Genomic DNA, 19,417 nt, shown 5'->3' with positions numbered 1-19,417 from the left:
GATGCCGCCGCGGAGAACCAAACGATGAAGATCTTCGTGCTGGGCGGCGGCGTGATCGGGGTCACCACCGCCTATTTTCTTGCCGAGGCCGGTCATCAGGTGACGGTGATCGATCGCCAGAAAGGCCCGGCGCTGGAAACCAGCTTTGCCAATGCCGGCGAGATCTCGCCCGGCTATGCCTCGCCCTGGGCCGGGCCCGGCGTTCCGCTGAAGGCCATCAAATGGCTTTTGATGAAGCACGGTCCACTGGTGGTGCGACCGGCCCTCGATCCGCATATGTGGATGTGGCTGGTCAAGATGCTGCGCAATTGCACGGCTGAACGCTACGCGCTGAACAAGGCGCGCATGGTGCCGCTGGCCGAGTACAGCCGCGACACGCTGAAGGCGCTGCGCGAGGCGACCGGCATCGCCTATGACGAGCGCGCCAAGGGCACGCTGCAGCTCTTCCGAACGCAAAAGCAGCTCGACGGCGTCGGCGGCGATGTCGAGGTGCTGAAGGCCTATGGCGTCCCCTACGAGGTCCTCGACCCCGACGGCTGCATTGCGGCCGAGCCTGGGCTGGCCGGCGTGCGCGAAAAATTCGTCGGTGGCCTGCGGTTGCCCGGCGACGAAACCGGCGACTGCAAGATGTTCACCGACAGGCTTGCCAAGCTTTGCGCGGTACGCGGCGTCACCTTCGAATACGACACGGAGATACGGCGCGTCGTCAAGAAGCGCGATCGCATCACCAACGTCAGCACCAGCAAGGGCTGGATGGTCGCTGATGCCTATGTGATGGCGATGGGCAGCTATTCGGCACGGTTCATGCGCATGCTGAAGCGGCCCATCCCGGTCTACCCGGTCAAGGGCTATTCGATCACCCTGCCGATCAAGGACGCCGCCGCCGCACCGGTCTCGACCGTGATGGACGAGAGCTACAAAGTAGCGATCACCCGGCTCGGCGACCGTATCCGGGTCGGCGGCACGGCGGAGATTTCCGGCTTCGACCTGCGGCTGCACGAATCGCGGCGGCGCACGCTCGAACATTCGGTCGGCGACCTGTTTCCGGGCAGCGGCGACATGCGATCGGCGACCTTCTGGTGCGGGCTGCGGCCGATGACACCCGACGGGCCGCCGCTGATCGGCCGCACCGATTTCTCCAATCTCTATCTCAACACCGGCCATGGCACACTCGGCTGGACCATGGCCTGCGGCTCGGCCAAAGTTCTGGCCGACATCATCTCCAGCCGGGTGCCGGACATCGACGTCGGCGATCTCGGGCCCGGACGATACGCCAAGTAAGACGCCCACCAGCTAAGACAGCCAGCGGCCGGCAGGCTCACGCAAACAAACCCCTGTCCCGTTCGACGGCCTTGGTAATGAAGCTCGCGACGACCTGGACGCGGCGCAGCGGCCTGACCGATTCATGATAGACCAGCCAGTAGGCGCGGCGTATGGGTGCGACGATATCGAGAGGCACCAGCTCCGGCATCGAGCGGGCAACGAAGGTGTGCAGGATGCCGATGCCGGCGCCGGAACGCACTGCTTCGGCCTGGCCGAGCGCGGAGGAAATAGCGAAGCTGGTGCGCCAGTCGGGGCTGAATTCGGCCGCGTAGTCGAGCGAGCGACTGACGATCAGGTCCGGCACGTAGCCGATCAGCGTATGCTGGCCTAGCTCGGCGGCGGTTCCGGGCAGGCCATGGGTGTCGGCGTAGGCCCGCGACGCGAACAGGCCGAGCGTGTAGTCGACCAGCTTTCCCGCCACCAGGCGGCCTTCCGTCGGCCGTTCGACGGTGATGGCAATGTCGGCCTCGCGCCGGGACAAAGAGAAGGAGCGTGGCACCGGCACCAGCTGGATGGTGAGCTCACGGTGCAGAGCGGTCAGCGCGCCGAGGCGCCTGGCCAGGAAGGCGACGCCAAAGCCATCCGGCGCGCCGATGCGCACGGTGCCCGAGACGTCGTCGCCTTCGCCTGAAACGGTCGAGCGCGCGGCGATCATGTCGCCCTCCATGCGTTCGGCAATCTCGAGGAAACGCTCGCCCGCCGGCGTCAGCTCGCTGCCGGTGGTAAGCCGGCGAAACAGTTTTGTCCTGAGCGCATCCTCGAGGGCGGCAATGCGGCGCGAGACGGTCGCGTGATTAAGCTCCAGCCGCCTGGCGGCGCCGAGGATCTGGCCGGCCCGCGCTACGGCAAGGAAGATACGGGCATCATCCCAGTTCATGAGGGTGGTCCTGGCGATAACGATCAAAACCGCGTTCCTTCGCGCCCCCCTCTGTCCTGCCGGACATCTCCCCCTCAAGGGGGGAGATTGGCAGTTTCGCCGCAGGCGTCTTTCTTGCCGCGGTGAAGATTTCCGAAGGCGGGCGTGACAGCCAATCTCCCCCCTTGAGGGGGAGATGTCCGGCAGGACAGAGGGGGGCGGTGAAGGAACTCAATCTCAATCCTTGCTGCTGGGGACCTGCATTCTTCCTATTTGCGAGAATTGATGCTCTGCCGTCAACCGCTATCTATTCTCCGCACAACGGTTGCGTTTTCGCTCGCGTTGCCATCGCTCCCGCAAAGGCGGACAATGCCTCATCACGAACCAGGGAGAGAGACCATGATCGAATACGGTCATTTCATCGGCGGCAAGCGCGTCGCCGGAACCAGCGGCCGCAAGCAGGACGTCATGCAGCCGATGGACGGCACGGTGCGCGGCACGGTGGCGCTGGCTTCGCAGGCGGAATTGCGCGCGGCGGTCGAAAACGCCAAGGCCGCACAGCCCGGCTGGGCGGCGACCAATCCGCAGCGACGCGTACGCGTCCTGATGCGGTTCCTCGAGCTGGTCGCCAAGGAGTATGACGCGCTGGCCGAGATATTGGCGCGCGAACACGGCAAGACCATCGCCGACGCCAAGGGCGACATCCAGCGCGGCCTCGAAGTGGTCGAGGTCTGCATCGGTGCGCCGCATATGATGAAGGGCGAGTTCACCGATGGCGCCGGCCCCGGCATCGACGTCTATTCGATGCGCCAGCCGCTCGGCGTGGTCGCCGGCATCACGCCGTTCAATTTTCCGGCGATGATCCCGTTGTGGAAGATCGCGCCGGCCATCGCCTGCGGCAATGCCTACATCCTCAAGCCGTCGGAGCGCGATCCGGGCGTGCCGATGCGCATTGCCGAACTGTTCATCGAGGCCGGTCTGCCGGCGGGCATCCTCAATGTCGTCAACGGCGACAAGGAAGTGGTCGACGCCATCCTCGACGATCCCGACATCAAGGCCATCGGTTTCGTAGGCTCGACACCGATCGCCCAGTACATCTATTCGCGCGGCTGCGCGGCCGGCAAGCGCGTGCAGTGCTTCGGCGGCGCCAAGAATCACATGATCATCATGCCGGATGCCGACATGGACCAGACCGTCGACGCGCTGATCGGCGCCGGCTACGGCTCGGCCGGCGAGCGCTGCATGGCGATCTCGGTGGCCGTCCCGGTCGGCAACGACACCGCCAACCGGCTGATGGAAAGACTGGTGCCGCGCGTCGAGAGCCTGAAGGTCGGTCCGTCGACGGATTCTTCCGCCGATTTCGGCCCGCTGGTCACGGCGCAGGCGCTGGAGCGGGTCAAGTCCTATGTCGACACCGGCGTCAAGGAAGGCGCCAAGCTGGTCGTCGACGGCCGCGGCTTTTCCATGCAGGGCTACGAGAACGGCTACTATATGGGCGGCTGCCTGTTCGACAATGTGACCGCCGACATGCGCATCTACAAGGAAGAGATCTTCGGGCCGGTGCTCTCGGTCGTTCGCGCACCGACCTACGAGAACGCCATCAAGCTCGCCAACGAGCACGAGATGGGCAATGGCGTCGCCATCTTCACCCGCGACGGCGACGCGGCGCGCGACTTCGCCTCGCGGGTTCAGGTCGGCATGGTCGGCATCAACGTGCCGATCCCGGTGCCGATCGCCTACTACACCTTCGGCGGCTGGAAGGCGTCCTCCTTCGGCGACCTCAACCAGCACGGGCCGGACGCGTTCCGCTTCTACACCAAGACCAAGACGGTGACGTCGCGCTGGCCGTCCGGTGTGAAGGACGGTGCCGAGTTCGTCATCCCGACGATGAACTGATCCAGATCGCAAACACTGAACGAGGCCTGGGCTCGGACCCGGGCCTTTTCGTTTGAACGTTAATGTGATGGAACCAAGAAGGCAGCAATCTTCTTAGGTTGCAGTCCTGCCGCGAAGGAGACGCTGGCAGATCAACCAACGGCGCTGGTGACGGCTCCGGGGGATATGTCCGGCGCAAAGGAGGTGTCAGATGGCACGTCTCATGGCGACAATAGCTTGCGCTGCAGTGGCAGTTTCCGCGATACCGGCAATGGCTGCCGAGCAATGCGCGGCTCGCGCCGATATGGTCAAGGCGCTCGGCGAGAAGTTTCATGAAAACCCGAGCGCAGTCGGCGTCGTCAATCCGAATGTGGTGCTTGAAGTCTTCGTTTCCGACAAGGGCACATGGACCATCCTCGCCAGCGACACAAAAGGTCAAAGCTGCGTGATTTCAGTCGGCGAAGGCTGGGAAAGCGCGATGACGATAGCGGCGCTGCCAGGCATCTGAACGATTTATCACGGGTCTGCGCGCCTCGGTATGGCCGCGCGGCCTGTGGCTCATTCTTTCGGCGACAACCGTAAAACGGATCTGCAGGCGCCCGCTTGGGCGCCTGCTTGCGCTTTTCCATTGCCGATACCATATATCGAGAACATAATGGGAACATCTGGAATCGTTCCCACCAATGGCAGACCGGAACACAGAAAGGAACGACGCGATGATGATGACGTCGGAACCGGCCTGGATCGCTCCGGCAAAATGAGGCCGTCAAACCCCTCCTTTGCCGGAACGTGATGGCAAAGGAGGTGCCCTATGGCACGCAAATCGCTGTTGAGATGGGTGAAAACCCTGGTTTTTGCTGGCGCATTGGCGGTGGGTACGAACACCGCAGGCGCGCAATATCAATACTGCGTTGAACATGGCGAGATCGTCGCCCATTTGAGCGAGAAGTTCCAGGAAAGGCAGTTTGCTTTGGGGCTGATCGGTCATGAGGCGGTCATGGAAGTCTTTGTCGCCGAGACCGGAACCTGGACCATCGTCGTCACCGATATCGCTGGCAGAAGCTGCATCGTCGCGGCCGGCGACAATTGGGAAAACGTGATGGCCCTGCCCGGCCAGGGCGCATGACGAAATGGCAGGCTCAGCGCGTAGCAGCCGCCTCGGCATGGCCGCGCAAAAGCGCCATCAGCCGCTTGGCGTCCTTGGCCGCGGCCTCTTCGTCGCCGGCGAGGATCGAGCGGATCAGCGCGACATGGTGCTCGGCTGATTCGGCCAAGCCGGTATCGGCCTTGTAGCGAAACCAGAAGCGGCGGCTGTGGGTTTGCAAGGGCGCCGCCAGGCGCGCGGCGAACGGGTTGTCGGCAGCCAGCGCCAGCGCCTCATCAAGCGCCTTGTCGGCCTGGATGAAGTAAAACACATTTTCTGAAATCACCGCCTTTTGCATGGCAAGGGCAGCGTCATGGAACAGGTCGGCGGCCTCGCGGGTGACGAAGCGGGCGGCCGAGCGGGCAAGCACCACCTCGATGCCACGGCGGGCGTCGAGGACACGCAGCCAGTCGCCAGGGTGAAGCGGGGCAATGGCAATGCCGGCACGCGGCCGGACCTCGAGCAGCCCCTCCCAGGCCAGCCGCTGGATCGCTTCGCGCACCGGGGTGCGGCCGAGGCCGAGCCTGTCGATCAGCGCCCCCTCGGTGATGAAGCTCGCCGGCGCCAGTTCGAGAGTTACGATCATGTGCTCGAGCCTGCGGTAGGCCTTCGCGGTCGCCGGCTCGGAGCCCGGTCTGTCATATACCAATGCGACATCTCCTGATATATTGTTGATATATCATATCAGATTCAATGTTGACAGCCGGCTTCTTAAGAAATATACGACTGATATATCAGATGGAGCGATCGACATGTGGGCCGGAGTCTTCCCCGCCGTTACGACCAAATTCACCGAGGACGACGGCCTCGACCATGCCGAGATGGAGCGCTGCTTTGCGCTGCAGATGGAGGCCGGCTGTGACGGCATCATCGTCTGCGGGTCGCTCGGCGAAGGCCCGATGCTGTCGCACGACGAGAAGATCGCGGTGCTGAAGAACGCGCAGAAGATCGCCGGCAAGAAACCGGTGCTGTTGACGGTCAACGAGGCCGGTACACGCGAGGCGGCGGCGATCGCGCGCCGCGCCGCCAAGGCGGGCGCCAACGGTTTGATGGTGGTGCCGAGTCCGATCTACCATACCAATGCCGAAGAGACGGTCGCGGCACTCAGCGCCGTCGCCGCGGCCGGCGACCTGCCGGTGATGATCTACTCCAACCGGCTTGCCTACCGCGTCGACGTCACCGTCGACCAGATGGAGGAGTTGGCGAAGGACCAACGCTTCGTCGCCATAAAAGAGTCCTCCGACGACATCCGCCGCTCGACCGAGATCATCAACCGCCTCGGCGACCGCTACGACCTGTTCACCGGCGTAGACAATCTCGCCTTCGAGGCGCTGTCGGTCGGCGCCATCGGCTGGGTGGCGGGCCTGGTCACCGCGTTCCCGCGCGAGACGGTCGCCATCTACCAGCTGATGAGACAGGGCCGTCGCGAGGAGGCGCTGAAGATCTACCGCTGGTTCCGGCCGCTGCTCGACCTCGACGTCTCGACTTATCTGGTGCAGAACATCAAGCTCGCCGAAGTGTTGGCGATCAACACCAACGACCGCGTGCGCATGCCGCGCCAGCCATTGTCGGGCGAGCGGCGCAAGGCAGTCGAAAAGATCGTCAGGGATGCGCTGGCGGTGCGGCCAGAGCTGCCGACATTCTGATCCAGTCGCTTTGAAGGCATTTGCAGATGTGCAGCGCGGCGCATGGCAATGAATGATAATGCTACGCTCGATGTCGCCATCATTGGTGGCGGCATCATCGGCATCTGCGCCGCCGCCTTTCTGGCAGAGGCGGGCCAAAATGTCACGATCTTCGATCGGACGGGGATCTGTGAGGAAACCAGCTCCGGCAATGCCGCTGCCTTTGCCTTCTCCGATGTGCTGCCGCTCGCCCACAAGGGCATGATCAAGCAGTTGCCGAAATGGCTCGCCGACCCGCTCGGCCCGCTCAGCATCCCACCCGCGTATCTGCCGAAGCTGCTGCCCTGGCTGGTCCGCTTCTGGCGCGCCGGCCGAAGCGACCGCTACGAAGCCGGCCTTGCCGCGCAGGCCGGGATGATGAAGCTCGCCGAGGCGGAATGGATGGGCTTGCTCGACCGTTCCGGCACACGGCCGATGCTGCATGAGGACGGCTCGCTCGAACTCTACGACAGCGAGGCCGAGTTCAAGGCCTCGCTGACCGGCTGGGCGGCAAGGCAGCGCTTCGGCATCGGCTTCAGCCATGTCGAGGGGAGCGCTCTCACAGCCCTGCAGCCCGGTCTGTCGCCGCGCTTCGTCAAGGGAACGTTCGTGCCGGGGTGGAAAACCGTTGCCGATCCCAAGCTGCTTGGAAAGGCCTTGTGGGCCTATGCCGAGAGGTTGGGCGCCGGGTTCGAAAGGGCCCGGATCGAGCGTGTCAAGGCGGGACAGGACGGCGCGATCTTGACCACGGCCGACGGCACGCGGCGACGGGCGAAGCACGTCGTCATCGCTGCCGGGGCCTGGTCGCATCTGCTGGCGAGACATCTCGGCGACGGAATTCCGCTGGAGACCGAGCGTGGCTACAACACGACGTTGCCGAAGACTGCCTTCGACGTAAAGCGGCAATTGATCTTCTCCGGGCATGGCTTCGTCATCACGCCGCTCGAGACGGGCCTGCGCGTCGGCGGCGCGGTCGAACTCGGCGGCCTTGAGAGGCCGCCCAATTATGCGCGCTCGAAAGCGCTGCTCGAAAAGGCGCAGAAATTCCTGCCGGGACTGGATCCGGCCAATGGACGCGAATGGATGGGGTTCCGGCCGTCGCTGCCGGATTCGCTGCCGGTGATCGGGCGGTCGCAACAAACGCCGTCGGTGGTGTATGGTTTCGGCCACGGTCACCTCGGCCTGACCCAGGCTGCGGCGACCGGGCGCTTGATCCGCGAGCTCGTTCTCGGGCAGAATCCATCGCTCGATCTCGGCCCGTTCAGCCCGCAACGGTTTTGAGTTCGAAGACATTCAGTTGGGAGCCGGCATGGCCAAGAATTCCTTCTTCTGCATAGACGGCCACACCTGCGGCAATCCGGTGCGGCTGGTCGCCGGCGGTGGGCCTTTGCTCAAGGGCTCAACGATGATGGAGCGGCGAGCGCATTTCCTGGCCGAATATGACTGGATCCGCACCGGGCTGATGTTCGAGCCGCGCGGCCATGACGTGATGTCCGGCTCGATCCTCTATCCGCCGACGCGTGAAGATTGCGACATCGCCATCCTGTTCATCGAAACCTCCGGCTGCTTGCCGATGTGCGGCCACGGCACCATCGGCACGGTAACTTTTGCCGTCGAGCATGGGCTGATCAAGCCGAAGACACCGGGCGTGCTCAGGCTGGATACGCCGGCGGGCGTGGTCGTAGCGGAGTACAGCCAAGTCGGCGACTATGTCGAGGAGGTGCGCATCACCAATGTGCCTTCCTTCCTCTATGCCGAGGCACTGACCGTCGAATGCCCCGGGCTCGGCGAGATCAGCGTCGATGTCGCCTATGGCGGCAATTTCTACGCCATCGTCGAACCGCAAAAGACCTATCGCGACATGGCCGACCATTCGGCCGGCGAACTGATCGCCTGGAGCCCGGTGGTGCGGCAGCGGCTCAACGAAAAATATACCTTCGTGCATCCGGAGAATCCCGGCATCAATACGCTGTCGCACATATTGTGGACCGGCGCGCCGACCAACCCGCAAGCCGATGCCCGCAACGCCGTCTTCTACGGCGACAAGGCAATCGACCGGTCGCCCTGCGGCACCGGCACCTCGGCGCGTATGGCGCAGCTTCACGCCAAGGGCAAGCTTGGGGTTGGCGACGACTTCGTCCACGAATCGATCATTGGTTCGCTGTTCAAGGGCAGGGTCGAGGAAGAGGTCACCGTCGCCGGCAAGCCGGCAATCATTCCGTCGATCGGCGGCTGGGCACGAATGACCGGATTGAACACGATCTTCATCTACGACCGCGACCCGTTCGCGCACGGCTTCGTCGTCAAATAGAAAAAACACTGACGCAAGGGAAAGAGAGAGCGCAAGCGGATTGACGTCAACGGCGCAACGATCCCGCTCATCAACTTATTTTGACGGCGATTTCTTCGAAATGGAGCGCATGCTGCGATTGAATCGTCAAAGACATTGCGTTAGGCCAATGGTAGGGTCCGCGATGGTCCAGGGGGCGGACGGGAACAAAACGGGCAATCGAACGGCGTGCGGCGAAAACACGCATAATGATCGAAAAATCACGTTGCAATCCGGGCTCGAAACTTTACGACTAGGGGAAATACGAAAAGGAATGCGTCTGCATGGGCGACATTCCAGGGGAGCCACGACAGCATGCAGTATTTTGTCCAGCAGCTTATCAATGGGCTGACGCTGGGATCGATCTATGGGCTGATCGCGATCGGCTATACGATGGTCTACGGCATCATCGGCATGATCAATTTCGCCCATGGCGACATTTTCATGATCGGCGCTTTCACCGCGCTCATCGTTTTCCTTATCCTCGGTGCGTTGTTCTATTCGCTGCCGATCGTCGTTGCGCTGCTGATCATGATGATCGTCGCGATGCTGCTGACCAGCCTGTATAATTGGACGATCGAGAAGGTGGCCTACCGGCCTTTGCGCGGTTCATTCCGGCTGGCGCCACTGATCACCGCGATTGGCATGTCGATTGCGCTGTCCAATTTCGTCCAGGTGACCCAAGGGCCGCGCAACAAGCCGGTCCCGCCAATGGTGTCCAAGGTCTACAACATCGAAGGCATCAGCGTCTCGCTGAAGCAGATCATCATCGTCCTGGTCACCATAGTCCTGCTGGCGCTGTTCTGGTACCTGGTCAACAAGACCTCGCTCGGCCGGGCGCAGCGCGCCTGCGAGCAGGATCGCAAGATGGCCGCACTGCTTGGCATCGACGTCGATCGCACCATCTCGATCACCTTCATCATGGGCGCCGCCCTTGCCGCCGTCGCCGGCACGTTGTTCCTGATGTATTACGGCGTTGTGGTGTTTTCCGACGGCTTTACGCCCGGTGTGAAGGCGTTTACTGCCGCGGTGCTCGGCGGCATCGGCTCACTGCCCGGCGCCGTGCTCGGCGGGCTGATGATTGGCTTCATCGAAAGCATGTGGTCGGCTTATTTCTCGATCGACTACAAGGACGTCGCCGCCTTCTCCATCCTGGCGATCGTGCTGATCTTCCTGCCTTCCGGCATTCTCGGCCGGCCAGAAGTCGAAAAGGTCTGAGATCATGGCGGTTACCGTGTCTCCGGAAAGCACCGTCGTCGCCACCCCGGTCCAGCGCGCTTTTCGCGAAGCGCTCTATGCCGGCGCCATCTCGCTTGGCTTGTTCGTGCTGTTCATCGGCCTGAAGACCGACCAGAACATCTCCAACGAACTGATCCTGGTGCAGCGCTGGGGCTTGCTCGCCGGCGTCGTGATCGCCACCATGGCCGGACGCTTCCTTTACGTCGCCTATGGCCAACCCTTCCTGGCGAACCAGAAGATCGTCGACGTCGCCACCGGCCTGCTGCCGGTCAGCCTGGCTTCGCGATTCTTCCGCTTTCCCGCGTTCATCGTGGCGCTCGCCGTCGCCGTTATTCTGCTCGCGCTCAGCGGCTTTCTGACCGAGGCCTTAGGGCCGGAACTTTCCGATTTCGTGCGGTTCGTGCGGGCGCTTGCAATCATCTATGCGCTGGCCTGGCTGATTTATCATTTCCGGGCCTTCATTCATGCTCATTTCTCGGCATTGGGCATAACCGCACTGGCGCTCTACCCGATCGTGGTGGTGTTGGTGCTAGCGCTATATGCCGGGTCGATGGCCGCCGGTTTCCAGGGCTCGCTGAAATATGTCGACAATTACGGCATCCAGATCCTGATCTACGTGATGCTGGCCTGGGGGCTGAATATCGTTATCGGCTTGGCCGGCCTGCTCGATCTCGGCTATGTCGCCTTCTACGCCGTCGGTGCCTACGCCTATGCGCTGCTCGGCACGCATTTTGGCCTCTCCTTCTGGATCCTGCTGCCCGCCGCCGGCCTAATGGCTGCGTTTTGGGGGGTGATGCTAGGCTTCCCGGTGCTGCGCTTGCGCGGTGACTATCTGGCGATCGTGACGCTCGCCTTCGGCGAAATCATAAGGCTGGTGATCATCAACTGGCGCGAGGTGACCAACGGCTCGGCCGGGATTTCCGGCATCCCGAAGGTCTCTTTCTTCGGCCTGATGTCGTTCAACGTCTCCGATCCGAACTACATCTCGAAGGTGCTCGGCATCGCCCAATCGGGTGCCTACTACAAGATATTCCTCTACTATTTGATCCTCGGGCTCTGCCTGCTGACGGCCTTCGTCACCGTGAGGCTCAGGCGGATGCCGGTCGGCCGTGCCTGGGAAGCGCTGCGCGAGGACGAGATCGCCTGCCGTTCGCTCGGCATCAACACCACCACCACCAAGCTCACCGCCTTTGCCACGGGCGCGATGTTCGGCGGCTTCGCCGGCTCGTTCTTTGCCGCGCGGCAAGGCTTCGTCAGCCCGGAATCCTTCGTCTTCCTGGAATCGGCGATCATCCTCGCCATCGTCGTGCTTGGCGGCATGGGCTCGCTGGTCGGCATTGCCGTCGCCGCCATGGTGATGATCGGCGGCACCGAAGTCCTGCGCGAACTGGATTTCCTCAAGACCGGCCTCAGGTGGGGCAACACTACGGTCATACCCGGTTTCGGGTCCGGCTTCACGCCGGAACTGTATCGCATGCTGCTGTTCGGCATGGCGATGGTCATCGTCATGCTGTGGAAGCCGCGCGGCTTCGTCGGCAGCCGCGAGCCGACAGCTTTCCTCAAGGTGCGCAGGGCGGTGTCCGGGTCCTTCACCAAGGAGGGACACGGCTGATGAACGCGAGCCCCTCCATGAACAATGCCATCCTGCAGGTCGAGCATCTGTCGATGAAGTTCGGCGGTCTCGTCGCCATCGGCGACCTTTCCTTCCAGGCCAAGCGCGGCGAGATCACCGCGCTGATCGGTCCGAACGGCGCCGGCAAGACCACCGTGTTCAATTGCATCACCGGTTTCTACAAACCGTCGGAAGGCATGATCACGCTCAACCGGCGCGACGGCTCGACGTTCCTGCTCGAACGCTTGCCCAACCATGAGATCCCGGCGCGCGCCAAGGTGGCGCGCACCTTTCAGAACATCCGCCTGTTCTCGGGCATGACGCTGCTGGAGAACCTTCTCGTCGCCCAGCACAACAAGCTGATGAAGGCCTCCGGTTACACCATTCTCGGCCTGTTCGGCTTTAGCGGCTACAGACAGGCCTCGGCGGAATCGGTTGAACTGGCCGAGCACTGGCTGGAGAAGGCCGATCTTGTCGACCGCGCCGACGATCCGGCCGGCGATCTGCCCTATGGCGCGCAGCGGCGGCTCGAAATCGCTCGCGCCATGTGCACCGGGCCTGAGCTTCTGTGCCTCGACGAGCCGGCCGCTGGTCTCAATCCGAAAGAATCGGCGGGGCTCAATGCGCTGCTGATGGACATCAAGGACAACACCGGCACGTCGATCCTTTTGATCGAGCACGACATGGCGGTGGTGATGCAGATTTCCGATCACGTCGTGGTGCTCGAATACGGGCGCAAAATCTCGGACGGCAACCCGCAATCGGTGCGAACCGACCCGCGCGTCATCGCCGCCTATCTTGGCGTCGACGACGAGGAGGTCGAGACGGTGCTCACCGAAGTCGGCGACGAAGATGTCATCGAGCAATTGGATACGGGCCCGGATGCCGCCCACGGCCCAGGCACATCGTCTTCCTATCTCGCCGGACCGGTTGCCGACACGGTCGGCCACAGCGAGGGCGAGCGCGTCACCGTGTCGAAAGGTGCCTCGAAAGCCGGGCAGTTCGATGCGAGGTCGAGTGCCGCAGCAAGCAAGGCGGCAGCGCAGGCCAAAGCCAAACCGACGGCGAAATCTTCTGCCGCGAAATCCTCTGCAGCAAAGCCGGCCACCAAGGCTCCGGTGAAGCCGAAGACGCCGCGCGTCTCCAATCGGCGCGGAGGGCGCAAGTGATGGCCGGCACAACGCTGCTCGATATCAAGGGCGTTCAGACCTACTACGGCAACATCAGGGCGCTGAACGGTGTCGACGTCACCGTCAGGCAAGGTGAGATCGTAGCGCTGATCGGTGCCAACGGCGCCGGCAAGTCGACGCTGATGATGACCATCTTCGGTGCTCCCCGCGCCCGCGCGGGTACCATCACATTCGCCGGTACCGACATCACCCAACTGCCGACCCACGAGATCGCGCGCATGCGCATCGCCCAGTCGCCGGAAGGGCGCCGCATTTTCCCGCGCATGACGGTGATGGAAAACCTGCAAATGGGCGCCAGCCTCGACAACCTTGAGCATTATGACGAGGACGTCGAGAAGGTGTTCACGCTGTTTCCACGCCTGAAGGAACGCATTGCCCAGCGTGGCGGCACGCTGTCCGGCGGCGAGCAGCAGATGCTGTCGATCGGGCGCGCGCTGATGGCACGGCCGAAGCTGCTTTTGCTCGACGAGCCGTCGCTCGGCCTGGCGCCGCTGATCGTCAAGCAGATATTCGACGCAATCCGCGAGCTGAACCGGACTCAAGGCCTGACCGTGTTCCTGGTCGAGCAGAACGCCTTCGGCGCGCTGAAACTCGCCACGCGCGGCTATGTCATGGTCAACGGCAATGTGACGATGAGCGGCACCGGCAAGGAGTTGCTCGCCAATCCGGAAGTGCGCGCCGCCTATCTCGAAGGCGGCCATCACTGAGTTTCAGGAGGCATCAATCATGCAGGGCATTCTCTATGAGGAACCCTCGATCTGGCAGTTCTTCTTCGTCACCTGCCTGCTCGGCGGCTGGGCGGCGTGGATGACGGGCAAGGCGTGTGCGCAGACGTGGCGCAGCTTCGCCCAGTTGTTCGCCTTCATGCTGGGGCTCGGCATCGGCATAAGGTTCATTCATCACGCGCTGTTCGGCGGAACGATGTTCTCGCTGCATTACTACATCGTCGATACCATTGTGCTGATGATCTTGGGCTTCATCGGCTACCAATACACGCGCACCAACCAGATGGTAACGCAGTATAATTGGCTTTACGAAAGAGCCTCTCTTTTGAGCTGGAAACCAAAAGGTTGACATTTATCATTAACGGCGTTTCAGGGATGAATCGGCGTGACAAGTGCCTGAAAATCGGCAAAGTACTCTTTCTGCGAGCAAGAGTGGGCATCGCATGAAAGCAACATCCACGCCCACTCGGTAAATGGGAGCGTTTCAATGAAAAAGTCACTTTTGTCCGCCGTCGCCCTGACCGCGCTTGTCGCGTTCAGCGGCAACGCGTGGGCTGACATCCTGATCGGCGTTGCCGGTCCGATCACCGGTCCGAACGCAGCGTTCGGCGCCCAGCTTCAGAAGGGTGCCGAACAGGCAGTCGCCGATATCAATGCGGCCGGCGGCGTTCTTGGCCAGCAGCTCAAGCTTGAAGTCGGCGACGACGTCTCCGATCCCAAGCAAGGCATCTCGGTCGCCAACAAGTTCGTCGCCGACGGCGTCAAGTATGTCGATGGCCACTTCAACTCCGGCGTCTCGATCCCGGCGTCGGAAGTCTACGCCGAGAACGGCATCCTTGAGATCACGCCGGCCGCGACCAATCCGAAGTTGACGGAACGTGGCATGTGGAACACCTTCCGCACCTGCGGACGCGACGATCAGCAGGGCAAGGTCGCTGGCGACTATCTCGCCGCGAACTTCAAGGATGCCAAGATCGCTGTCATCCATGACAAGACGCCTTATGGCCAGGGCCTCGCCGACGAAACCAAGAAGGCGCTCGCAGCCAACGGCGTGACTGAGGCCATGTATGAAGGCATCAATGTCGGCGACAAGGATTTCTCGGCCCTCATCGCCAAGATGAAGGACGCGGGCGTCTCGGTCGTATACTATGGCGGCCTGCACACCGAAGCCGGCCTGATCATTCGCCAGCTCGCTGACCAGGGCCTCAAGGCAACCTTCATGTCCGGCGACGGCATCGTGTCGAACGAATTGGCCTCCATCGCCGGCGACGCCGTCGAGGGCACGCTGATGACGTTCGCTCCGGATCCGCGCAAGAATCCGAACGCCAAGGAACTCGTCGAGAAGTTCCGTGCGGCCGGCTTCGAGCCCGAGGCCTATACCCTCTATTCCTACGCAGCGATGGAAATCATCGCGGCCGCCATCACCAAGACCGGTTCAGCCGATGACGCTCAGAAGGTAGCCGAGACCATCAAGTCGGCCGGCCCCTGGAAGACCGCGATCGGCGAGATCGGCTACGACGCGAAGGGCGATATCACCCGTCCTGACTACGTCATGTACACCTGGAAGAAGGGTGACGACGGCAAGTACACCTATGTCGAGAACGCACCCGGCAAATAACCGGACGTTGCTACATGAGAATGCCCGGCGCCTCGCGCCGGGCATTTTTTATGAGAGTTCCCGAAAGCCTGGATCGGAACTGCCCAGGCGTTCTTCGGATCGACACGCAATGTGTCAGCGCGATAGATCAAATTAAATCGGTTTAATCCTCTTTTCGATTTTGTTTGCACTGCAGCATTTTCGCGCTAATCATATCCGGCAGTTCCCTTCCCCGCGTCCGGAGCCCTGTCCTTGGCAATCTCGAAGATCCTTGTCGCCAACCGCTCCGAAATAGCCATCCGCGTCTTCCGCGCGGCAAACGAGCTCGGCCTCAAAACCGTGGCGATCTGGGCAGAGGAGGACAAATACTCCCTGCATCGCTTCAAGGCCGACGAAAGCTACCAGGTCGGGCGCGGGCCGCATTTGGCCAGGGATATGGGGCCGATCGAAAGCTATCTGTCGATCGAGGAGGTTATCCGCGTCGCCAGGCTATCGGGCGCCGATGCCATCCATCCAGGGTACGGCCTGCTGTCGGAAAGCCCGGAATTCGCCGAAGCCTGCGCCAAGGCCGGCATCATCTTCATCGGGCCAAAGCCGGATACGATGCGCAGGCTGGGCAACAAGGTCGCCGCCCGCAATCTCGCAATCGAAGTCGGTGTGCCGGTAATTCCCGCTACCGATCCCTTGCCGGACGACATGGCGGCGGTAAAGGAACTCGCCAAGACGATCGGCTACCCGGTGATGCTCAAGGCGTCCTGGGGCGGCGGCGGCCGGGGCATGCGCGCCATCCGGTCCGAGGCCGATCTCGCCCGCGAGGTGATGGAAGGCAAGCGTGAGGCGAAGGCCGCTTTCGGCAAGGACGAGGTCTATCTCGAAAAGCTGATCGAGCGCGCGCGCCATGTCGAGGTGCAGGTGCTGGGCGACACACATGGCAACGCCGTGCACCTGTTCGAGCGCGATTGTTCGATCCAGCGTCGCAACCAGAAAGTGGTCGAGCGGGCGCCGGCGCCCTACCTCGAAATGTCACAGCGCGAGGAGCTTTGCGGCTACGCGCTGAGGATCGCGCGCGAAACCAGCTATATCGGCGCCGGCACGGTCGAGTTCTTGCAGGATGCCGACACCGGAAAATTCTACTTCATCGAGGTCAATCCGCGTATCCAGGTCGAGCACACCGTCACCGAACAGGTGACCGGCATCGACATCGTCAAGGCGCAGATCCATATCCTCGATGGCTTTGCCATCGGCACGGCGGAATCGGGCGTTCCGGCGCAGAAGGACATCAGGCTCAACGGTCACGCGCTGCAGTGCCGCATCACCACGGAAGATCCCGAGCATAATTTCATCCCCGACTATGGCCGCATCACCGCCTATCGCGGTGCCACCGGCTTCGGTATCCGCCTTGATGGCGGCACCGCCTATTCGGGCGCGGTCATCACCCGCTTCTACGATCCGCTGCTGGAAAAGGTAACGGCGTGGGCGCCGACGCCGGCCGAGACCATCGCCCGCATGAACCGGGCGCTGCGCGAATTCCGCATCCGCGGCGTGGCGACCAACCTCACGTTCCTCGAGGCGATCATCAATCACCCGAGCTTCGCCGACAATTCCTACACCACCAAGTTCATCGACACGACGCCGGAACTGTTCGCCAGTGTGAAGCGGCAGGACCGCGCGACCAAGCTGCTCAACTACCTTGCCGACGTTTCGGTCAATGGTCATCCCGAGACGCGCGGCCGGCCGCAGCCAAAGGTCGATGCGGCGCCACCGGTGGTGCCATATCTCAACGGCAATGTGCCTCAAGGCAGCAAGCAGAAGCTCGACGTGCTCGGGCCGGAGAAATTCGCCGCGTGGATGCGCGAACAAAAAGAGGTGCTGGTCACCGACACGACAATGCGCGACGGGCATCAATCCTTGCTCGCGACGCGTATGCGCACCTATGACATCGCCGGAATTGCAGGCACCTATGCGCGTGCTCTGCCGCAGCTTTTGTCGCTCGAATGCTGGGGCGGCGCCACATTCGACGTCGCCATGCGCTTTCTCACCGAAGACCCATGGGAGCGGCTGTCACTGGTGCGCGAGGCAGCACCCAACCTTCTGCTGCAGATGCTCCTGCGCGGTGCCAACGGCGTTGGCTATACCAACTATCCCGACAATGTCGTCCAGCATTTCGTTCGCCAGGCCGCTGCCGGCGGCATCGACCTGTTCCGGGTCTTCGACTGCCTGAACTGGGTCGAGAACATGCGCGTGGCCATGGATGCGGTCGGCGCCGAGGGCAGACTGATCGAAGCGGCGATCTGTTATACCGGCGACATACTCGATCCGGCGCGGGCCAAATACGATCTGAAATACTATGTCGGCCTGGCCAGGGAATTGCAGGCGGCCGGCGCCCATATCATCGCCGTCAAGGACATGGCTGGGCTTCTAAAGCCGAGCGCTGCCCGCGTGCTGTTCAAGGCACTGCGCGAGGCGACGGACCTGCCGATCCACTTCCACACCCACGACACATCCGGCCTGTCGGCGGCAACCGTGCTGGCGGCGGTGGAGAGCGGCGTCGACGCCATCGACGCGGCGATGGATTCGCTATCCGGCAACACCTCGCAGCCGTGCCTCGGTTCGATCGTGGAGGCGCTGAAGGGCACCGAGCGCGATCCGGGCCTCGACCCGCAGTGGATCAGGAACATCTCGTTCTACTGGGAGGCGGTGCGCAACCAGTATTCAGCCTTCGAAAGCGACCTGAAGGGGCCGGCATCGGAGGTCTATCTGCATGAAATGCCGGGCGGTCAGTTCACCAACCTCAAGGAACAGGCGCGCTCGCTCGGGCTGGAGACACGCTGGCACGAAGTGGCGCAGACCTATCAGGACGTCAATCTGATGTTCGGCGACATCGTCAAGGTGACGCCGTCGTCCAAGGTCGTCGGCGACATGGCGCTGATGATGGTGAGCCAGGACCTGACCGTCGCCGACGTCGAGAATCCGGCGAGGGACATCGCCTTCCCGGATTCGGTGGTGTCGATGTTGCGCGGCGATCTCGGCCAGTCGCCGGGCGGCTGGCCAAAGCCATTGCAGAAGAAGGTGCTGAAGGGCGAAAAGCCGATCACGGTGCGGCCGGGTTCGCTGCTCAAACCGGCGGACCTCAAGGCCAGTCGCGCGGAGGTCGAGGAAAAGCTCGAGCGCAAGCTCAGCGAGTTCGAGTTCGCGTCGTGGCTGATGTATCCGAAGGTGTTTTCCGATTTTGCCGCCGCGCAGGAGACCTACGGGCCGGTCAGCGTGCTGCCGACGCCGACCTATTTCTACGGCATGAAGCCGGAAGACGAGATTTTCGTCGACATCGAAAAAGGCAAGACGCTGGTGGTGCGCTGCCTTGCCATGGGCGATGTCGACGAAAAGGGCATGGTCACCGTGTTCTTCGAGCTCAACGGGCAGCCGCGCCGGGTGAAGGTGCCGGACCGGGCGCATGGCGCGTCCGCTGCCAAGGCACGGCGCAAGGCGGAGCCGGGCAATGAGGCGCATGTCGGCGCGCCGATGCCTGGCGTCGTCTCGGCGCTTGCGGTCGCTGCCGGCCAGGCGGTGAAGGCCGGCGACGTGCTGCTGTCGATCGAAGCGATGAAGATGGAAACGGCGTTGCATGCCGAACGCGACGGCACCATAGCCGAGGTGCTGGTCAAGGCCGGCGACCAGATCGATGCCAAGGATCTGCTGATCGCGTTCGGGTGAATAGGCCGGCATCAGACAGCCTTGTCGGCGCCTGGCAGCAACCCTTCATGCCGCATCGATAGCACCTTGACCCGCCGCGCCCGGTCGGGCATCGAACCGCTGCAATTCGCCGCTCGGGTCACCCCGAGTCGCGGTGAGAAAACGACGCGGAG

General features: G+C 62.7%; 15 protein-coding genes and 1 pseudogene. 14 read left to right on the top strand and 2 right to left on the bottom strand.

The features are described 5' to 3' along the window. The first annotated feature begins 24 nt into the window (after nt 1-24). Entirely contained in the window at nt 25-1,281 is a 1,257-nt protein-coding gene (locus NKI52_RS02050; RefSeq protein ID WP_502896693.1) for a D-amino acid dehydrogenase, read from the top strand. Between the two features lie 37 nt (nt 1,282-1,318). On the opposite strand, the gene NKI52_RS02045 is transcribed toward NKI52_RS02050, so the two are convergent. Beyond that, on the bottom strand, nt 1,319-2,200 hold the full coding sequence (locus tag NKI52_RS02045; RefSeq protein WP_023678060.1) for a LysR family transcriptional regulator: 882 nt from the start codon (nt 2,198-2,200) through the stop codon (nt 1,319-1,321). Nucleotides 2,201-2,578: 378 nt separating this feature from the next. Here NKI52_RS02045 and NKI52_RS02040 point away from each other — a divergent pair, with 378 nt between their 5' ends. The 3 genes from NKI52_RS02040 (at nt 2,579) to NKI52_RS02030 (ending at nt 5,180) form a co-directional block, all read left to right on the top strand. Further along, on the top strand, nt 2,579-4,075 hold the full coding sequence (locus NKI52_RS02040) for a CoA-acylating methylmalonate-semialdehyde dehydrogenase (RefSeq protein WP_023678059.1): 1,497 nt from the start codon (nt 2,579-2,581) through the stop codon (nt 4,073-4,075). A gap of 190 nt (nt 4,076-4,265) precedes the next feature. After that, entirely contained in the window at nt 4,266-4,562 is a 297-nt protein-coding gene (locus NKI52_RS02035) for a hypothetical protein (protein ID WP_352696886.1), read from the top strand. Nucleotides 4,563-4,865: 303 nt separating this feature from the next. After that, a complete protein-coding gene (locus NKI52_RS02030) occupies nt 4,866-5,180 on the top strand; it encodes a hypothetical protein (protein ID WP_352569558.1) in 315 nt (104 codons plus the stop codon). A gap of 13 nt (nt 5,181-5,193) precedes the next feature. Here the strand turns inward: NKI52_RS02030 and NKI52_RS02025 are convergent, their stop codons facing one another. Further along, nucleotides 5,194-5,784 (bottom strand): GntR family transcriptional regulator, encoded by a 591-nt coding sequence (locus tag NKI52_RS02025; protein WP_502894516.1) that lies wholly within the window; start codon nt 5,782-5,784, stop codon nt 5,194-5,196. 166 nt (nt 5,785-5,950) lie between these two features. Between NKI52_RS02025 and NKI52_RS02020 the strand changes: the two genes are divergently transcribed. From NKI52_RS02020 to pyc, 10 genes and pseudogenes are all read left to right on the top strand, one after another. Then, nucleotides 5,951-6,844: a dihydrodipicolinate synthase family protein gene (locus tag NKI52_RS02020; protein WP_352569559.1), complete on the top strand. Its 894-nt coding sequence runs from the start codon at nt 5,951-5,953 to the stop codon at nt 6,842-6,844. 48 nt (nt 6,845-6,892) lie between these two features. Continuing rightward, on the top strand, nt 6,893-8,143 hold the full coding sequence (locus NKI52_RS02015; protein ID WP_352574659.1) for an NAD(P)/FAD-dependent oxidoreductase: 1,251 nt from the start codon (nt 6,893-6,895) through the stop codon (nt 8,141-8,143). Nucleotides 8,144-8,171: 28 nt separating this feature from the next. Next, nucleotides 8,172-9,173: a 4-hydroxyproline epimerase gene (locus NKI52_RS02010; protein ID WP_352634258.1), complete on the top strand. Its 1,002-nt coding sequence runs from the start codon at nt 8,172-8,174 to the stop codon at nt 9,171-9,173. Nucleotides 9,174-9,506: 333 nt separating this feature from the next. Then, the gene (locus tag NKI52_RS02005) at nt 9,507-10,409 is read left to right on the top strand and encodes a branched-chain amino acid ABC transporter permease (protein WP_023678052.1); all 903 of its coding nucleotides are present in this window, start codon (nt 9,507-9,509) and stop codon (nt 10,407-10,409) included. Between the two features lie 4 nt (nt 10,410-10,413). Next, nucleotides 10,414-12,042, top strand: coding sequence for a high-affinity branched-chain amino acid ABC transporter permease LivM (gene livM / locus NKI52_RS02000; protein ID WP_352574662.1), 1,629 nt, complete (start codon nt 10,414-10,416; stop codon nt 12,040-12,042). Next, nucleotides 12,042-13,202 (top strand): annotated as a pseudogene (locus NKI52_RS01995) (ABC transporter ATP-binding protein); the annotation flags it as partial. The gene livM and the pseudogene NKI52_RS01995, both read left to right, overlap by 1 nt. 8 nt (nt 13,203-13,210) lie before the next feature. Next, nucleotides 13,211-13,939 carry an ABC transporter ATP-binding protein gene (locus NKI52_RS01990; protein ID WP_352455032.1) on the top strand — a complete coding sequence of 243 codons (729 nt, stop codon included), beginning with the start codon at nt 13,211-13,213 and terminating at the stop codon, nt 13,937-13,939. Between the two features lie 19 nt (nt 13,940-13,958). Then, nucleotides 13,959-14,306 carry a DUF6867 family protein gene (locus NKI52_RS01985; RefSeq protein WP_023678048.1) on the top strand — a complete coding sequence of 116 codons (348 nt, stop codon included), beginning with the start codon at nt 13,959-13,961 and terminating at the stop codon, nt 14,304-14,306. Nucleotides 14,307-14,444: 138 nt separating this feature from the next. After that, nucleotides 14,445-15,575, top strand: a complete 1,131-nt coding sequence (locus tag NKI52_RS01980; RefSeq protein ID WP_023678047.1) for a branched-chain amino acid ABC transporter substrate-binding protein — start codon at nt 14,445-14,447, stop codon at nt 15,573-15,575. A 231-nt stretch (nt 15,576-15,806) separates the two neighbouring features. Further along, nucleotides 15,807-19,265, top strand: coding sequence for a pyruvate carboxylase (pyc, locus tag NKI52_RS01975; RefSeq protein WP_352696883.1), 3,459 nt, complete (start codon nt 15,807-15,809; stop codon nt 19,263-19,265). The last annotated feature ends 152 nt before the right edge of the window (nt 19,266-19,417 follow it).

Origin of the sequence: Mesorhizobium sp. M0590, from assembly GCF_040320905.1 — a bacterium.
Taxonomy (GTDB): Bacteria; Pseudomonadota; Alphaproteobacteria; order Rhizobiales; family Rhizobiaceae; genus Mesorhizobium.
Note: the sequence above shows the minus strand (reverse complement) of the source record. Positions and strands in the feature narration are given on the sequence as shown.

Excerpts from the sequence above, each read along its gene's own strand:
- NKI52_RS02020 (WP_352569559.1), top strand. The coding sequence starts at position 5,951 with ATGTGGGCCGGAGTCTTCCCCGCCGTTACGACCAAATTCACCGAGGAC.
- NKI52_RS02050 (WP_502896693.1), top strand. The coding sequence starts at position 25 with ATGAAGATCTTCGTGCTGGGCGGCGGCGTGATCGGGGTCACCACCGCC.
- NKI52_RS02045 (WP_023678060.1), bottom strand. The coding sequence starts at position 2,200 with ATGAACTGGGATGATGCCCGTATCTTCCTTGCCGTAGCGCGGGCCGGC.
- NKI52_RS01990 (WP_352455032.1), top strand. The coding sequence starts at position 13,211 with ATGGCCGGCACAACGCTGCTCGATATCAAGGGCGTTCAGACCTACTAC.
- NKI52_RS02030 (WP_352569558.1), top strand. The coding sequence starts at position 4,866 with ATGGCACGCAAATCGCTGTTGAGATGGGTGAAAACCCTGGTTTTTGCT.
- NKI52_RS02005 (WP_023678052.1), top strand. The coding sequence starts at position 9,507 with ATGCAGTATTTTGTCCAGCAGCTTATCAATGGGCTGACGCTGGGATCG.
- NKI52_RS01980 (WP_023678047.1), top strand. The coding sequence starts at position 14,445 with ATGAAAAAGTCACTTTTGTCCGCCGTCGCCCTGACCGCGCTTGTCGCG.
- NKI52_RS02010 (WP_352634258.1), top strand. The coding sequence starts at position 8,172 with ATGGCCAAGAATTCCTTCTTCTGCATAGACGGCCACACCTGCGGCAAT.
- NKI52_RS02015 (WP_352574659.1), top strand. The coding sequence starts at position 6,893 with ATGAATGATAATGCTACGCTCGATGTCGCCATCATTGGTGGCGGCATC.
- NKI52_RS02040 (WP_023678059.1), top strand. The coding sequence starts at position 2,579 with ATGATCGAATACGGTCATTTCATCGGCGGCAAGCGCGTCGCCGGAACC.
- NKI52_RS01985 (WP_023678048.1), top strand. The coding sequence starts at position 13,959 with ATGCAGGGCATTCTCTATGAGGAACCCTCGATCTGGCAGTTCTTCTTC.
- NKI52_RS02025 (WP_502894516.1), bottom strand. The coding sequence starts at position 5,784 with ATGATCGTAACTCTCGAACTGGCGCCGGCGAGCTTCATCACCGAGGGG.
- NKI52_RS02035 (WP_352696886.1), top strand. The coding sequence starts at position 4,266 with ATGGCACGTCTCATGGCGACAATAGCTTGCGCTGCAGTGGCAGTTTCC.
- livM (WP_352574662.1), top strand. The coding sequence starts at position 10,414 with ATGGCGGTTACCGTGTCTCCGGAAAGCACCGTCGTCGCCACCCCGGTC.